Raw genomic sequence first — 13,719 nt, forward strand, 5'->3', positions numbered from 1 at the left:
AGGTTAGCGGCGGTGCGCCCGCGCGGAGGCGTAGAGGCACAGCGCCGCGGCGGTCGACAGGTTGAGGCTCTCGGCGCCGCCGTAGATCGGGATCGACACGACATGGTCGGCGGCGGCGCGCAGCTCCTCGGGCAGTCCCCACGCCTCGTTGCCGAAGAGCCAGGCGGTCGGCCGCGCGAGCAGCGCGTCGGCCTCGAAGGTCGACGTCCCCGCCGCCGTCGGCGGCGAGGACGGTGAGGCCGGCCGCCTGCGCGGCCCGGACCGCGGCCCCGGCGTCGCGCTCGACGGCGACCGGGAGGTGGAACAGGCTGCCGACGCTCGCCCGGACCGTCTTGGGGTTGTGGGCGTCGACGGAGTCGCCGGCGAGCACGACGCCCCAGGCGCCGGCCGCGTCGGCGCAGCGGACGACGGTGCCGGCGTTGCCGGGGTCGCGCACGTCGGCGCAGAGCGCGACGAGCGGGTGCGGCGAGGCCCCCGCTGTGGGAGGCCGGCCGTCGAGCACGTCGGCCAGCGGCCGGTCGAGGAACCGGCAGACCGCGACGAGCCCCGCCGGCGTCACCGCGTCGCTCAGCGAGCGCAGGGGCCCGCTCGTCGACCAGCGTCCAGGGCGCTCCGGCGTCCCGGGCGGTCGCCGCCAGGTCGGCGTGGTGGTCGGTGGCGGCGGGCGTCGCGAACACCTCGACGACCCGGTCGGGCACCGCCAAGGCGCCCTCGACGGCCTTGGGGCCGTCGGCAAGGAACAGCCGCCGCTCGGTGCGGACCGAGCGGCGGCTGAGCCGTCGTGCTTCCTTCACCCGGGTGTTGCCCGGGGTCAGGGGTGTCATCGCGGGCCGGCGGACCCGGACGAGCCGGTTGGCCCGATCAGGCCGGTCAGGCCGACGCCTCGACGGGGGCGTTGACGTCCTCGGGCAGCGCGGCCCGGGCGGTCTCGACGAGCGCCTTGAACGCCGCCGGGTCGTTGACGGCGAGGTCGGCGATGATCTTGCGGTCGACCTCGACGCCGGCCAGGTTGAGGCCCTGGATGAACCGGTTGTAGGTCATGCCCTCCGCGCGGGCGGCGGCGTTGATCCGCTGGATCCACAGCCGGCGGAAGTTGCCCTTGTTCTTCTTGCGGTCGTTGTAGCTGTAGACCAGGGAGTGGGTGACCTGCTCCTTGGCCTTGCGGTAGAGCCGCGAGCGCTGCCCGCGGTAGCCGCTGGCCCGCTCGAGGGTCGTCCGGCGCTTCTTCGCCGCGTTCACTGCGCGCTTGACGCGTGCCATCTCTTGACTCCTAGTTCCAGTGCTCGGGGTGCGGAACGGCCGGCCTCAGAGGCCGAGCATCTTCTTCGCGCGCGGGACGTCGTTCTTGGCGACCTCGGTGGTGCCGGTCATCCGGCGGGTGACCTTGGAGGACTTCTTCTCCAGGTTGTGCCGCTTGCCGGCCTTCTCGCGCAGGATCTTGCCGCTGCCGGTGACGCGGAAGCGCTTGCTCGCACCCGAGTGGGTCTTGTTCTTCGGCATCTCGTTCTCTCTTCTCTAGACGTCCATGTCGGGGTCGAGCGCGTCGTTGGCGCGTCTGCTTCCGCTCGGTGGCCGGCTGGGTGGCCGTGCGCTCGGCACGCTCCTCGGCCGCCTCGGCAGCGCGCTCGGCGGCGGCCTCCTGCTTGGCGGCCTTGACCTCCGCCTTCGCCTCGGCCTTCTTCTTGTTGGGGCCCAGGACCATGATCATGTTGCGCCCGTCCTGCTTGGGGGCGGACTCCACGAAGCCCAGCTCCTGGACGTCCTCGGCCAGCTTCTGCAGCAGCCGGAAGCCCAGCTCGGGGCGGTGCTGCTCGCGGCCGCGGAACATGATCGTGATCTTGACCTTGTCGCCGGCCTTGAGGAACCGCACGACGTGACCCTTCTTGGTCTCGTAGTCGTGCTGGTCGATCTTCGGCCGGAGCTTCATCTCCTTGATGATGACGTTGGTCTGGTTCCGTCGCGCCTCACGGGCCTTCTGGGCGTTCTCGTACTTGAACTTCCCGTAGTCCATCAGCTTGCAGACGGGCGGACGGGCCATGGGGGCGACCTCGACCAGGTCCAGGTCGGCTTCCTGGGCCAGCTTGAGTGCCTGGTCGGTCGGGACGATCCCAACGGTCTCGCCGTTGGGTCCGACGAGCCGGACCTCGGGAACTCGGATCCGGTCGTTGATGCGCAGCTCGGTGCTGATAGGTCCTCCAGTGTCGTCGGATGGGAGCCCGCGACGGTGGAAAACGACGACGGCTCCCGCTCGTGCCAAGCGGAAGCCAGTCAACGGCACCGTCACCGCGCGCTCCCGGCGCACGACCTGGTACCTCGGACCGGACCCGACGACCTGTGCATCGCTGCGGCGGTCGGTGCGGGTGGGAGACGGTGCTGCTGGTGGTCCCCGCTTGTGGATCTGAGACCGTCGCTCCACCGGGGGTGGGGCTCAGGCCACGGATCGGTCAACACCGAAGACTATCCGATTTGTTCCGGCGGGCGCGAATCCCCGAGCCAGGCCCAGTCGCCGTCGGGCAGCCGGACCGGCCGCCAGCCCGCCGCCACCCGGTGCAGGTCGTCGCCACCGACCTCGAACGGGACCGGTCCGGCCACGTCGACGACGACGGCGTCGGCGCCCTCCTGAACGGCCGTCGCCGCGGCGAGCGCGGTCGCGACCGGCACCGGCCGGGCGTCGGCGTTCAGGCCGCCAGCGTGGCGGCGGAGGTGAAGGCCAGCAGCGCGCGCCTGCCGTCGGCACCGGTCAGCAGCACGGTCGCCATGTCGCTGCTCTTGTCGCGCGCCAGCCCGGCAGCGTCGTGCTCCACCTCGCCGAGGATCGCGACGACCGGAACCAGGAGCCGTGACCCGGCGAGGGCGGCGAGCGCCTCCGCGGCCGGCGCACGACCGGCGTCGTACGCCGCGAGCGCGCGCGTCACGGCCGGGACCGCGGCGCCGTCGTCGTCGACGTACGGCGAGCCCTGGAGCCGTCGCTGGTCGGGGTGCGGCGTCATCACCCTCCCATCCTCGCACCGGCGCGCGGCCCCGCCGAACCGGCGCGGCGTCGTGGCACCATGACCGGGTGCCGCCCGACTCAGCCGCCGACCCCGTCTCGCGCGACCGGCTCGCCGCGCGTCTCGACGCTGCGGTGCAGGCGCACGGCGCGCCGCTCCCGACGCCGATCCTCGTCGTCGACCTCGACGCGTTCGACGCCAACGCGGCCGACCTCGCGCGGCGGGCGGGTGGCAAGCCGGTGCGGGTCGCGTCGAAGTCGGTGCGCGTGCCCGCGCTGGTCCGGCGGGCGCTCGGCCACAGCGGCTTCCGCGGCGTCCTCGCCTACACGCTCGCCGAGGCGCTCTGGCTGGAGGAGCAGGAGGTGACCGACGACCTCGTCGTCGCCTACCCCACCGTCGACCGGGCGGCCCTCGCCGCGCTGGTGGCCTCGCCCCGGGCGGCGTCGCGGATCGCGCTCATGGTCGACGACGTCGCCCACCTCGACCTGGTCGACTCGGTGCGGGCCTCCACGGCGGTGCCGGTCCGGGTCGTGATCGACGTCGATGCCGGCCTCCGGATCGGCGGCCAGCACGTCGGCCCCAAGCGGTCGCCGCTCCACGACACCGCGGATGTCGTGGCGCTCGCGCGGGCGGTCGTCGCGAGGGCGGGGTTCCACCTCGTCGGGGTGATGACCTACGAGGGGCAGGTGGCCGGGGTCCCGGACGCGGTCCCGCACCAGCGGGCCCGGTCGCTCGTGGTCCGGCGGCTCAAGGACGCCTCGGTCAGTCAGCTGCGGGCCCGGCGGGCCGCGGTGGCCGAGGCGCTGGCGCGGGTCGCCGACCTCGAGCTGTGGAACGCCGGCGGCACCGGTTCGCTGGAGTCCTCGGCGGCGGACCCGGTGGTGACCGAGGTGACGGCGGGGTCCGGGCTGCTGGTGCCCGCGCTGTTCGACCACTACCAGTCGTTCGTGCCCCGGCCCGCCTCGTTCTACGGCCTGCCGGTCACCCGACGGCCGTCGGCCACCAGCGCCACCGTCCACGGCGGCGGCCTGGTCGCCTCGGGAGCGGCGGGAGCGGACCGGCTCCCCGTCCCGTGGGCTCCCGCGGGCCTCCACCTGACCGGGCTCGAGGGCGCCGGCGAGGTGCAGACGCCGCTGACCGGACCGGCGGCGGCGCGGCTGCGGATCGGCGACCTGGTGTGGTTCCGGCACGCGAAGTCCGGCGAGCCCTTCGAGCACGGCCGCGTCGTCCACCTGCTGCAGGGCGACCGCTTCGTCGACACCGTCCCGACCTACCGGGGTCACGGGCTTGCCTTCTGAGCCGACCGCCGGTCGCGGCTCCCCCACGGCGACCGCGCAGCTGGTCCTCGACCTGGCGCTGGCGCGAGCGCCCACCCTCGGCAACGGCCGCCTGGTGTGCATCGACGGGCCGGCCGGCTCGGGGGAAGACCACGCTCGGCAGGGCCGTCGTCGACCTCGCTCCCTGGCCGGCCCGGCTGGTGCACATGGACGACCTGTACGACGGCTGGTCGGGGCTGCCGCGCGTCGCCGGCCCGCTCGGCGCGCTGCTGCGCCCGCTCGCGGCCGGCCGGCCCGGGTCCTACCGTCGCTACGACTGGGTGCGCGGGAGCTCGCCGAGACGGTCGCCGTCGCGCCGACCGGGCTGCTCGTCGTCGAGGGCGTCGGCTCGGCCCCGGCGGAGCTGAGCGCGCTGGTCACGGTGCTGGTGTGGGTGCACGCGCCGCGGGCCCTGCGCCGGGCCCGCGGCCTCGCCCGGGACGGCGCCGCGGTGGCGCCGTACTGGGACGCTTGGACCGCCGACGAGGACCTGCTCTTCGCCACCCAGCGCACGGCGGAGCGTGCGGACGTCGTCGTCGACGGCACGGGTGCCGCGGCGCCGCGCGTCCGCACGCCCTGAGCGCCGGTCAGCGCCGGACGCGGAACCGGGCGCTGGTCGACCGGGTGTTGCCCGCCTTGTCGGTCGCCCAGACCTTGACCGTGTGGGCGCCCTTCTTCAGCCCGCGGAACGTCTGCGGCGAGCGGCACGCGACCTTCCGGCCCTTGTCGACCTGGCACTGGAACCGGAGGCCCGACGCCGGCGTGACGTTGTCGCTGCCGCGGAAGGTGACCCTCGCGGTGCGCTTCCCGACCGCGACCTTGGTGATCTTCACCGTCGGTGCGGCGCGGTCCGGGGCCGGCGCGCTGACGTTGCCGGTGTAGCCGGACCAGAAGACGTCCTGGACGCCGGTCAGGGGCGAGGTGTAGGTGCGCTCGTCGCAGCTCCCGCTCCGGATGCCGCCGATCACGGTGACGTCGCCGTTGTCGCCGACGACCATGCTGTCGCCGTCGGGCGAGAACATCAGCTCGTCGAGGACCGGGCCCTCGTCGGGACGCGGGATGTTGGTGGCGGCCACGCAGAGGTCGCCGGTCGACGGGAGCCCGGGGGCGTTGGAGGTCACCGGGTTGCCCGACGTGGCGTGGTCGTAGATCCGCTCCGGGTCGTAGTCCATGAGGTAGGCGACGCGGGAGCCGTCGCGCGACACCGCCGGCGAGTTGAGGTCGTAGCTGAACGTGCCGTGCAGGTCGTAGGCGCTGAACCAGCTGATCCCCTTCGGCTCCGGGTGGTCCACGGGCACCAGGTGCATGACGGCCTCGTCGTCGACGACGACCTTGTTGTTGCCGACCCACGAGGGGCTGTAGCCGAGGACCAGCCCGCGCAGCCGCACGGCGCCGTTGGGCACCGCGTCGGTGATCGCAGTGAGGTCGTCGATGACGAGCCGGCCCGCGCACTGCGAGGTGCGCAGCTGCGACCAGGCGACCTTGGTGCCGTCCGGCGAGATCACCGCGTCGAGCGGAGGGGGTGGTGCTGACGGTGCTGCAGCTGCCCTCGACGAAGAGGCCGGGCAGCTTGAACTGGGCGAGCCGCGTCCCGTCGGCGCGCAGCACCACGAGCGAGCTGCCCCGCACGGCGGCGATCCGACCGTTGTCGGACATCGACGGGTCGCTGTACCCGCCGTCGGAGGTCACCCGCACCTGGCCGCTGCCGTCGGGGCGGGAGACCCACACGTTGCCGCCCTTGACGTAGACGAGGTGGCCGTCGGCGCTGGCGGCGCCGGCGGGCGGCGTGGCACCGGGAGCGGTGACGGCGAGGCCGGCCGCGGTCAGCAGGGCGGCGGCGCCGAGGGCGAGACGACGGAACACGGGGGTCCTCCGGGATCGGGAGCGGTCGACGTACGTCGCCGGGCGCCCGCGGAGGCGGGTGTGGCGACCGGACCATCCCACCGCGCCGGAGGCGGCGCCGGCTTCCGCCGCGAGGCGCAACCGGCTCCTCCTCGCGGATGAAACCTGCCGCGGCCGGGGGTCAGCGGGAGCCGCTCACTCCTGCGGGTCGGTGGCCGCCAGCACCGCGCGCAGCTCCTGCACCGCCGTCCGGGCGCGGGCGCCGTCGGAGCCGTGGATGCCGAGGGCGGAGACCGTGGTGCCGTCGGCGAGGTCGAGCTGCGGCCAGGGAGCGCCCGGCGGCATCCGCACGGCGATCACCTCGGCCCACTCGTAGCGCCGCTTCCGGAAGCCGTTGACGACGACCAGTCCGTCCGTCGTCGCGGTGATCCGCGACCGCGCCAGCGCCAGCAGGAGCAGCACCCCGACGCCGACGAACGCGACGACCGTCGCCCGCTGGAGGATCCCGACGTCCTCCTTGGTCTGCTGGGGGAAGCTGATCCACAGCCCCGCGAACGCGCCGACGAGCACGAACGCGAACACGATCCCGGCGATCCGGGGGCCGAACGGCCGCCAGGTCCGCGGCAGGTCCGGGACCGCGCCCGGCTCAGAGGCGGCAGGCATGGATGTCGGTGAGCAGGATGCCGCGGGCGCCGATGTCCCAGAGCTCGTCCATGAGCCGCTGTGCGCCGTCCCGCGGGATCATCGCCCGCACGGCGACCCAGCCCTCGCGGTGCAGCGGGGAGATGGTGGGGCCCTCGATGCCCGGCGTCAGGGCCACGGCCTCGTTGACCCGGCCCGCCTCGATGTCGTAGTCCATCATCACGTAGCCGCGCGCCACGAGCACGCCGTCGATCCGGCGCTTGAAGATCTCGAAGGCCGAGGACCGGTCGCCCGCCCGGGCGATCAGCACCGCCTCCGACTCGAGGATGGCCTCGCCGAACACCTCGAGCCCGGCCCGCCGCAGCGTCGTGCCGGTCTCGACGACGTCGGCGATGACGTCGGCCACGCCGAGCTGGATACTGGTCTCGACCGCGCCGTCGAGACGGACCACCGTCGCGTCGATGCCGCGCTGGTCGAGGAACGACCGCACGATGCCGTCGTACGACGTCGCGATGCGGGCACCGGCGAGCTGCGCGTGGTCGGTGTACTGCCCCTGCGGGCCGGCGAAGCGGAAGGTGCTGCGTCCGAAGCCGAGGGGGCAGCACCTCCTCCGCCTTGGCACCGGAGTCGTGCAGCAGGTCGCGGCCGGTGATGCCGACGTCGAGCGTTCCCTCGCCGACGTAGAGCGCGATGTCGCGGGGGCGCAGGTAGAAGAACTCGACGTCGTTCTCGGCGTCGACGAGCCGCAGCTCCTTGGAGTCGCTGCGCTGGCGGTAGCCGCACTCACGGAGGATGTCGGTCGCCGCGGTGGAGAGCGCCCCCTTGTTGGGGATCGCGATCTTGAGCGTCATGGGTGGTGGTCCCTCAGAGGTGGGCGTAGACGTCGTCGGGCTCGAGCCCGAGGGCCAGCATCAGCACCTGGGCGTGGTAGAGCAGCTGGCTGATCTCCTCGGCTGCGCGCTCCCTGCCCTCGTGCTCGGCGGCCATCCAGGACTCGGCGGCCTCCTCGACCAGCTTCTTCCCGATGGCGTGCACGCCGGCGTCGAGCGCCGCCACGGTGCCGCTGCCGGCGGGTCGGCTGCGCGCCTTCTCGCTCAGCTCGGCCCAGAGCTCGTCGAACGTCTTCACGAGCGGTCAGCCTATGCCGTCGCGGCGCCGGATCCGCTTCAGGGTCTGGGCGGTGAGAAGCGCGGCGGCGGCCGCCTCGTAGCCCTTGTCCTCCTTCGACCCCTCGAGCCCGGCGCGGTCGAGGGCCTGCTGCTCGGTGTCGCAGGTGAGGACGCCGAACCCGACCGCGGTCTGGTGGTCGAGGGCGACCCGGTTGAGGCCGTCGGTCGCGGCGTTGCAGACGTACTCGAAGTGCGGCGTGCCGCCGCGGATCACGACGCCGAGCGCCACGACGGCGTCGTAGGCCTGGGCGGCGAGGGGGCGGCGGCGACCACCGGCAGCTCGAACGTGCCCGGCACCCGGTAGACCACCGGCGCCTCCACCTGGTGGTCGGCGAAGGCACGCTGGGCGCCGGCCAGCAGCCCGTCCATGACCGTGGTGTGCCAGCTGGCCGCCACGACCGCGACCCGCAGGTCGTGGCAGTCGACGGGTTCGACGGTGGGTGCTCCCGTGTCCGGCCATCTCACAACGCTCCAGCGGTCAGGTCGCCCCTCCGGCAGGGGGCGCGTCGAGGTTCGGCAGGTCGTGGCCCATCCGGTCCCGCTTGGTCAGCAGGTAGGCCAGGTTGTGGTCGTTGGGGTGCGGCGTCAGCGGCACCCGCTCGGCGACGGGGACACCGTAGTCCTCCAGGTTGCGGACCTTGTCGGGGTTGTTGGTCAGCAGCCGCACCGACCGGACGCCGAGGTCCTTGAGGATCTGGGTCGCCGCGCCGTAGTGGCGGGCGTCCGCGGGGAGGCCGAGGTCGAGGTTGGCGTCGACGGTGTCGCGGCCGCCGTCCTGGAGCTGGTAGGCCTGCAGCTTCGCGACCAGACCGATGCCGCGCCCCTCGTGGCCGCGCAGGTAGACCACGACCCCGCGCCCCTCGGCGACGATCCGGTCCATCGCCTCGTCGAGCTGCGGGCCGCAGTCGCACCGGCTGCTGCCGAAGACGTCGCCGGTCAGGCACTCCGAGTGCACCCGGGTCAGCACCGGCTCGCCGTCGGCGAGCGCCGCCGGGTCGCCGTGGACCAGCGCGACGTGCTCGCTGCCGTCGACGGTGATCGTGTAGCCGTAGGCGGTGAAGGTGCCGCGGCTGGTGGGCAGGCGGGTCTCGGCCTCGCGGACGACGTGGACCTCGGTGCGCCGGCGGTACTTCACCAGCTCCTCGATCGAGATCATCGCGACGTCGTTGTCGTCGGCGAACGCCCGCAGCTCCGGTGCCCGCTTCATGGTGCCGTCGTCGTTGACGACCTCGACGAGGACGCCCGCGGGGGTGAGCCCGGCGAGCTTGCACAGGTCGACCGCGGCCTCGGTGTGGCCGCGTCGTGCGAGCACGCCGCCCTCCCGGTAGCGCAGCGGGAACACGTGCCCGGGCCGGGTGATCTCCCAGGGCTCGGTCGCGGAGTCGGCGAGGACCCGCGCCGTGTGCGCCCGGTCGGCGGCCGAGATGCCGGTGGTCACGCCGTCCCGGGCGTCGACGGAGATGGTGTACGCCGTGCGCATCCGGTCCTTGTTGTGGGGGGTCATCAGCGGGATCTCCAGCCGGTCGAGCATCTCCCCCGGCATCGGCACGCAGATCACCCCGCTGCTGTGACGGATGGTCCAGGCCATCAGCTCGGGCGTCGCCTTGGCGGCGGCGAAGATGATGTCGCCCTCGTTCTCCCGGTCCTCGTCGTCGACGACGATCACCGCCTTGCCGGCGGCGATGTCCTCGATCGCGCGCTCGACGGGGTCCAGCCTCACGGACATGTCACTTCTCCTTGATGTAGGCGCGCACGAGCTTCTCGACGTGCTTGGCCAGGACGTCCACCTCGAGGTTCACCGGGTCGCCGGTGCGGCGGAAGCCGAGGGTGGTGCGGGCGAGGGTCTCGGGGATCAGGCTGACGGTGAACGAGCGCTCCTTCGCCTCGACGACGGTCAGCGACGTGCCGTCGACGGTGACGGAGCCCTGGTCGACGAGGTAGCGGCCCAGGTCGCCGTCCTCGCCGTCGGGCAGCTCGATCTCCACGACGTCCCAGTGCTCGCTCGGGCTCCGGCTCGTCACCACCCCCACGCCGTCGACGTGCCCCTGCACGACGTGCCCACCGAGCCGTTTGGCGGCGGTGACCGCCCGCTCGAGGTTGACCCGGTCGCCCGGCCGGAGCGTGCCGGTGCTGGTCCGGGCGAGGGTCTGGGCCATCACGTCGGCGGTCCAGGTGCGGTCGGTGCGCTCGGCGACGGTCAGGCAGCACCCGTTGACGGCGATCGAGTCGCCCAGAGCGGTGTCCTCGAGCGTGGTGGCCGCCTCGATGGTGAGCCGGAGCGCGTCGCCCTGGTCGGCGACCGTGGTGACGGTGCCGAGCTCCTCGACGATGCCGGTGAACATCAGCGTCCCTCCCCGTGCGACCCGGTGGGTCGCGGCTCCATGACCACCCGGACGTTCGCCTCGTCGCCCTCGCCGACCACGGCGACGCCGGTGATCCGCAGCCGCAGCGCTTCGGCGATGGTCCCGATGCCGAGGTCGCCGACCGCGTTGCGGCCGGCGCCGAGCAGCATCGGCGCGACGTAGGCGACCACCTCGTCGACCACGCCCGCCTGCAGGAACGCGGCGGCGAGCGTCGGCCCGCCCTCGAGGAGGACGTGGTGCCGCTCGTGGTCGCGGCGGAGCGCGGCGAGGGCGGCGCGCGGGTCGCGCGTGTGGAGCTGGACGGTCGGCGCCGTGTCGTCGAGCACCCGCCGGTCGGGTGCCAGCTCGCGCTCCCCCACCACCGCGCGCAGCGGCTGGTGCGGCAGCGGCTGGTCGTGGTCGTCACGAACGGTCAGCAGCGGGTCGTCGACCTCGACCGTCCCCGTGCCGACGAGGATCGCGTCGCACAGGGCGCGCAGGACGTGGGTGTCGCGCCGCGCGGCGGCCGAGGACACCCACCGCGACGAGCCGTCGGCGGCGGCGCTCCGGCCGTCGATCGTCGTCGCCAGCTTCCAGGTGACGAACGGGCGGCCGTTCTCGTGGGCGAACGTCCACGCCCGGTTGAGCGCCCGGGCCTCGTCGACGAGGAGGCCCGCCTCGACCGCCACCCCCGCCGCGGCGAGCGCCTCCAGCCCGCCGCCGGCGACCGGGTTGGGGTCGCGCTGCGCGACAACGACGCGGGTCACCCCCGCGTCGACCAGGGCCGCCACGCACGGCCCGGTGCGGCCGGTGTGGTTGCACGGCTCCAGCGTGACCACCGCGGTCGCGCCGCGGGCGCGGTCACCGGCGGCGCGGAGCGCCTCGACCTCGGCATGGGGCGTCCCGGCGCCGCGGTGGTGGCCCTCCCCGACCACCTCGCCGTCCGGCCCGAGCAGCACGCAACCCACCCGGGGGTTGGGCAGCAACGGCACACCAGGCGCCGCGGCGATCCGCAGCGCGCGGTGCATCGCGTCGTACTCGCGGGTGAAGCTCTCCACCACTTGGGTTCCCTCCCGTCGTCCGCTGCGGACTCTGGGGCGTGGCGGGCGGAGAGCGCCGGCGGAAGGCCGGCGACTGCCGCTCGTGCGTGCGCTTCCCATCCGGACTTTGACCGTCGGTCCAGGATTCCCACCTGGTCAACCGACCACTGGCTGTGGCCGGGTCGCGGACTCCGCGGAGAAGCAGCTTCTCCCCCGTCACCGCCGGCTCGGAGTTTCACCGACCCCAGAGCACGCGAGCTCTTTGCAGGGACAAGCCTGCCACAGGTCGGGTCTATTCCCGCACCGTGACGTCGGTCACGGTCACTGCTGCTGGCTCTGCGCCACCAGCTGGCGGCCGAGGATCCCCTTCTGGCCGGTCGAGAGCAGACTGGTCTGCGACTCCACCAGCCGCATCACCGCCGGGTCCTCCCGCACGACCTCCGAGGACTGCAGCAGGATGTCGCCCTCGCCGGTGAAGTCGTACTGCCGCTCCTCCCCCGACTCCCGCCCCAGCAGGCCCTGGACCCCCGCCAGGAACGACTGCGTCATCCAGTGGGCGTCGTAGTGGTGCGACGGCGACGGGCAGTCGGCCCACCCCAGCAGGGCCTCCGGGTCGGCACGGAACGGTGGCTTGGTGAAGATCACCGGCCCGTTGGACGAGGCCAGGAACTTGCCGGTCCCGATCAGCGTCACGAAGCCGGGGACGATCGACTGCTTGAGCTCGAGCGCCGGGTCGAAGCCGAGCAGGTTGCCGGCCTTGATCGTCAGGTTGCCGTCGTCGAGGTCGAAGGAGTTGATGTTGTAGCCACGGTCGCCGACGACGACCTTGCCGTGCCCGTGGGCGATGACCCAGTCCTGCACGTAGATCGGCGAGGAGAACCGCGCGGCGACCCACGACGCCTGCGATGCGTAGGTGTTGACCGCCTCGAAGCCGACGTCGCCGTAGTAGGCGATCATGGCGCCCTTGGAGAGGAACCACTCGCCCTGGAGCGCGACCGAGAACGCGTAGTCGTTGACGTTGTCGTCGACGGGCAGCGTGTCGGCGTTGAAGGTCTGCATGGTCGGATCCTCCCGGTTGTTCAGAACTTCTGCTCGGACGCCTGCACGTAGACCGTGCCGTGGCCGGAGACGTGGAGCTGGAACGCCTCGCCCGAGCCGCGCCCGACGACGTCGCGGAACCCGACCTTGGCCTTGAGGTCGACCTGGAGGGCGCCGGTGTGGCCGACGTAGGCCTGCGGGTCGACCCCGACCGTCTCGCCGTTGAGCTGCAGCGGGAAGGACCCGCCAGTGCGAGAGCACCACCACCGAGCCGTGGCCGAACACCCTCGTGGTGGCGACGCCCTGGCCGGTGAGCGCGCCCCGGGCCATCGCCTTGATGCCGCCCTGCGCGATCACCTCCACGCTGGTCTGGAGGGCGGCGTCGTAGGCGAGCAGCCGGTCGGCCTCGACCGAGAGCGAGTCGCCGGCCAGGTCGATCACCGTGACACGGAGGCCGCGGTAGCCGTAGAGCACGTTCCCGTTGCCCTCGGCCGCCATCAGGGGGTTGGACTCCCCGGCGAGCATCGCGCCGACCGCGCCGCGCACGCCCTGGCTCAGGCCGGACACCGGGCGGAACGCGACCTGGCCGTCGTAGCCGAGCATCGCCCCGCGACGGGCGAGGACCGCGGTCTGGGGGACCGACCTGCGCCCGGACCACCTTGGAGTTGATCTTCTCGAACGGCACCGCGACCTCCTCCTCAGCGCTCGGCGGGCTGGATGTAGACGGTGCCCTGGCCCTCGAACCGCAGCGAGAACGGCTCGCCGCCGCCCTCGCCGATCAGCGACTTCCAGGAGATGCCGGACACCAGGGTCATGTTCATCCGGCCGTGGGAGGCGACGTAGGCGTCCGGGTCGACGACCACGGGCATCCCCGGACGCACCTCCAGGCCGATCATGGGGCCGTCGGAGGTGACCGCGACCTGGCCGTCGCCGCTGACGGTCGTCGTGGCGAGGCCCTGGCCGGTCGTCATGCCCTGCAACCCGGCGAACTTCACGTCGAGGCGCAGCGACGGGGTCACCGCCAGGATGTGCTCGGACTCCACGGTGAGCACGTCGCCGGTCAGGTCGATGACGATCACGTCCTGCGCGTCCTGCGCGAGGTAGACGAGCCCGGTCCCGGTGCAGTCCATGAGCGAGATCGACTCACCGGCGATCTTCTGCTTGAGGGCGGCCTTGAAGCCGCCCCCGCCGCCCATGCCGGCGTTCTTGAACTCGACGTTGCCGGCGTAGGCGATCATCGCGCCCTGCGCGGCGCGGATGCTGTCACCGGACAGGTGGGCGTGGAGCACACGCCCCTCAGCGGTCAGGGTGGCCACGAGTCACGATGCCTTTCTGCGAGG

15 protein-coding genes, 4 pseudogenes and 1 riboswitch are annotated in these 13,719 nt (G+C 73.2%); of the genes and pseudogenes, 2 read left to right on the top strand and 17 right to left on the bottom strand.

Annotation, left to right across the window (positions count from 1 at the left end; translation table 11 throughout):
- Window positions 1-3 precede the first annotated feature (3 nt).
- The 7 genes and pseudogenes from MF408_RS27420 to MF408_RS22920 form a co-directional block, all read right to left on the bottom strand.
- A complete protein-coding gene (locus MF408_RS27420; RefSeq protein ID WP_345893974.1) occupies window positions 4-183 on the bottom strand; it encodes a TrmH family RNA methyltransferase in 180 nt (59 codons plus the stop codon).
- A gap of 85 nt (window positions 184-268) precedes the next feature.
- Window positions 269-559: pseudogene (locus MF408_RS27425) on the bottom strand (TrmH family RNA methyltransferase); the annotation flags it as partial.
- Between the two features lie 311 nt (window positions 560-870).
- A complete protein-coding gene (rplT, locus tag MF408_RS22900) occupies window positions 871-1,260 on the bottom strand; it encodes a 50S ribosomal protein L20 (RefSeq protein ID WP_240249536.1) in 390 nt (129 codons plus the stop codon).
- Window positions 1,261-1,305: 45 nt separating this feature from the next.
- Window positions 1,306-1,500 (bottom strand): 50S ribosomal protein L35, encoded by a 195-nt coding sequence (gene rpmI / locus MF408_RS22905; RefSeq protein WP_240252130.1) that lies wholly within the window; start codon window positions 1,498-1,500, stop codon window positions 1,306-1,308.
- A 238-nt stretch (window positions 1,501-1,738) separates the two neighbouring features.
- A pseudogene (gene infC, locus MF408_RS22910) lies at window positions 1,739-2,416 on the bottom strand (translation initiation factor IF-3); the annotation flags it as partial.
- 41 nt (window positions 2,417-2,457) lie between these two features.
- Window positions 2,458-2,661 carry a hypothetical protein gene (locus tag MF408_RS22915; protein ID WP_240249537.1) on the bottom strand — a complete coding sequence of 68 codons (204 nt, stop codon included), beginning with the start codon at window positions 2,659-2,661 and terminating at the stop codon, window positions 2,458-2,460.
- A gap of 17 nt (window positions 2,662-2,678) precedes the next feature.
- A complete protein-coding gene (locus MF408_RS22920; RefSeq protein WP_240252131.1) occupies window positions 2,679-2,990 on the bottom strand; it encodes an SseB family protein in 312 nt (103 codons plus the stop codon).
- A 68-nt stretch (window positions 2,991-3,058) separates the two neighbouring features.
- Between MF408_RS22920 and MF408_RS22925 the strand changes: the two genes are divergently transcribed.
- Window positions 3,059-4,288: an amino acid deaminase/aldolase gene (locus tag MF408_RS22925; RefSeq protein ID WP_240249538.1), complete on the top strand. Its 1,230-nt coding sequence runs from the start codon at window positions 3,059-3,061 to the stop codon at window positions 4,286-4,288.
- Entirely contained in the window at window positions 4,278-4,886 is a 609-nt protein-coding gene (locus MF408_RS22930; protein WP_240249539.1) for a 4-amino-4-deoxy-L-arabinose transferase, read from the top strand. The genes MF408_RS22925 and MF408_RS22930 overlap by 11 nt, the downstream gene beginning before the upstream one ends.
- A gap of 7 nt (window positions 4,887-4,893) precedes the next feature.
- Here the strand turns inward: MF408_RS22930 and MF408_RS22935 are convergent, their stop codons facing one another.
- From MF408_RS22935 to MF408_RS22980, 10 genes and pseudogenes are all read right to left on the bottom strand, one after another.
- Entirely contained in the window at window positions 4,894-5,811 is a 918-nt protein-coding gene (locus MF408_RS22935; RefSeq protein WP_240249540.1) for a hypothetical protein, read from the bottom strand.
- A 532-nt stretch (window positions 5,812-6,343) separates the two neighbouring features.
- The gene (locus MF408_RS22940; protein ID WP_240249541.1) at window positions 6,344-6,811 is read right to left on the bottom strand and encodes a PH domain-containing protein; all 468 of its coding nucleotides are present in this window, start codon (window positions 6,809-6,811) and stop codon (window positions 6,344-6,346) included.
- Window positions 6,795-7,641, bottom strand: a pseudogene (gene hisG / locus MF408_RS22945) (ATP phosphoribosyltransferase). The gene MF408_RS22940 and the pseudogene hisG overlap by 17 nt, the downstream one beginning before the upstream one ends.
- A 13-nt stretch (window positions 7,642-7,654) precedes the next feature.
- A complete protein-coding gene (locus MF408_RS22950) occupies window positions 7,655-7,918 on the bottom strand; it encodes a phosphoribosyl-ATP diphosphatase (protein WP_240249542.1) in 264 nt (87 codons plus the stop codon).
- Window positions 7,919-7,924: 6 nt separating this feature from the next.
- A pseudogene (ribH, locus tag MF408_RS22955) lies at window positions 7,925-8,424 on the bottom strand (6,7-dimethyl-8-ribityllumazine synthase).
- A 13-nt stretch (window positions 8,425-8,437) separates the two neighbouring features.
- A complete protein-coding gene (locus MF408_RS22960; RefSeq protein WP_240249543.1) occupies window positions 8,438-9,685 on the bottom strand; it encodes a bifunctional 3,4-dihydroxy-2-butanone-4-phosphate synthase/GTP cyclohydrolase II in 1,248 nt (415 codons plus the stop codon).
- A 1-nt stretch (window position 9,686) separates the two neighbouring features.
- A complete protein-coding gene (locus MF408_RS22965) occupies window positions 9,687-10,301 on the bottom strand; it encodes a riboflavin synthase (protein WP_240249544.1) in 615 nt (204 codons plus the stop codon).
- Entirely contained in the window at window positions 10,301-11,362 is a 1,062-nt protein-coding gene (gene ribD / locus MF408_RS22970; protein ID WP_240249545.1) for a bifunctional diaminohydroxyphosphoribosylaminopyrimidine deaminase/5-amino-6-(5-phosphoribosylamino)uracil reductase RibD, read from the bottom strand. Before ribD ends, MF408_RS22965 begins: the two co-directional genes overlap by 1 nt.
- Before the next feature lie 82 nt (window positions 11,363-11,444).
- Window positions 11,445-11,598: riboswitch (FMN riboswitch) on the bottom strand.
- Between the two features lie 64 nt (window positions 11,599-11,662).
- Window positions 11,663-13,171 (bottom strand): AIM24 family protein, encoded by a 1,509-nt coding sequence (locus tag MF408_RS22975; protein WP_345893975.1) that lies wholly within the window; start codon window positions 13,169-13,171, stop codon window positions 11,663-11,665.
- Window positions 13,078-13,695, bottom strand: a complete 618-nt coding sequence (locus MF408_RS22980) for an AIM24 family protein (RefSeq protein ID WP_240249547.1) — start codon at window positions 13,693-13,695, stop codon at window positions 13,078-13,080. Before MF408_RS22980 ends, MF408_RS22975 begins: the two co-directional genes overlap by 94 nt.
- Window positions 13,696-13,719: the final 24 nt, after the last annotated feature.

Origin of the sequence: Nocardioides sp. TF02-7 (assembly GCF_022437945.1) — a bacterium.
In the GTDB taxonomy this organism is placed as follows: Bacteria; Actinomycetota; Actinomycetes; order Propionibacteriales; family Nocardioidaceae; genus Nocardioides.

Coding starts and splice junctions, on each gene's coding strand:
- MF408_RS22940 (WP_240249541.1), bottom strand. CDS start 6,811: ATGCCTGCCGCCTCTGAGCCGGGCGCGGTCCCGGACCTGCCGCGGACC.
- rpmI (WP_240252130.1), bottom strand. CDS start 1,500: ATGCCGAAGAACAAGACCCACTCGGGTGCGAGCAAGCGCTTCCGCGTC.
- MF408_RS22920 (WP_240252131.1), bottom strand. CDS start 2,990: ATGACGCCGCACCCCGACCAGCGACGGCTCCAGGGCTCGCCGTACGTC.
- rplT (WP_240249536.1), bottom strand. CDS start 1,260: ATGGCACGCGTCAAGCGCGCAGTGAACGCGGCGAAGAAGCGCCGGACG.
- MF408_RS22965 (WP_240249544.1), bottom strand. CDS start 10,301: ATGTTCACCGGCATCGTCGAGGAGCTCGGCACCGTCACCACGGTCGCC.
- MF408_RS22960 (WP_240249543.1), bottom strand. CDS start 9,685: ATGTCCGTGAGGCTGGACCCCGTCGAGCGCGCGATCGAGGACATCGCC.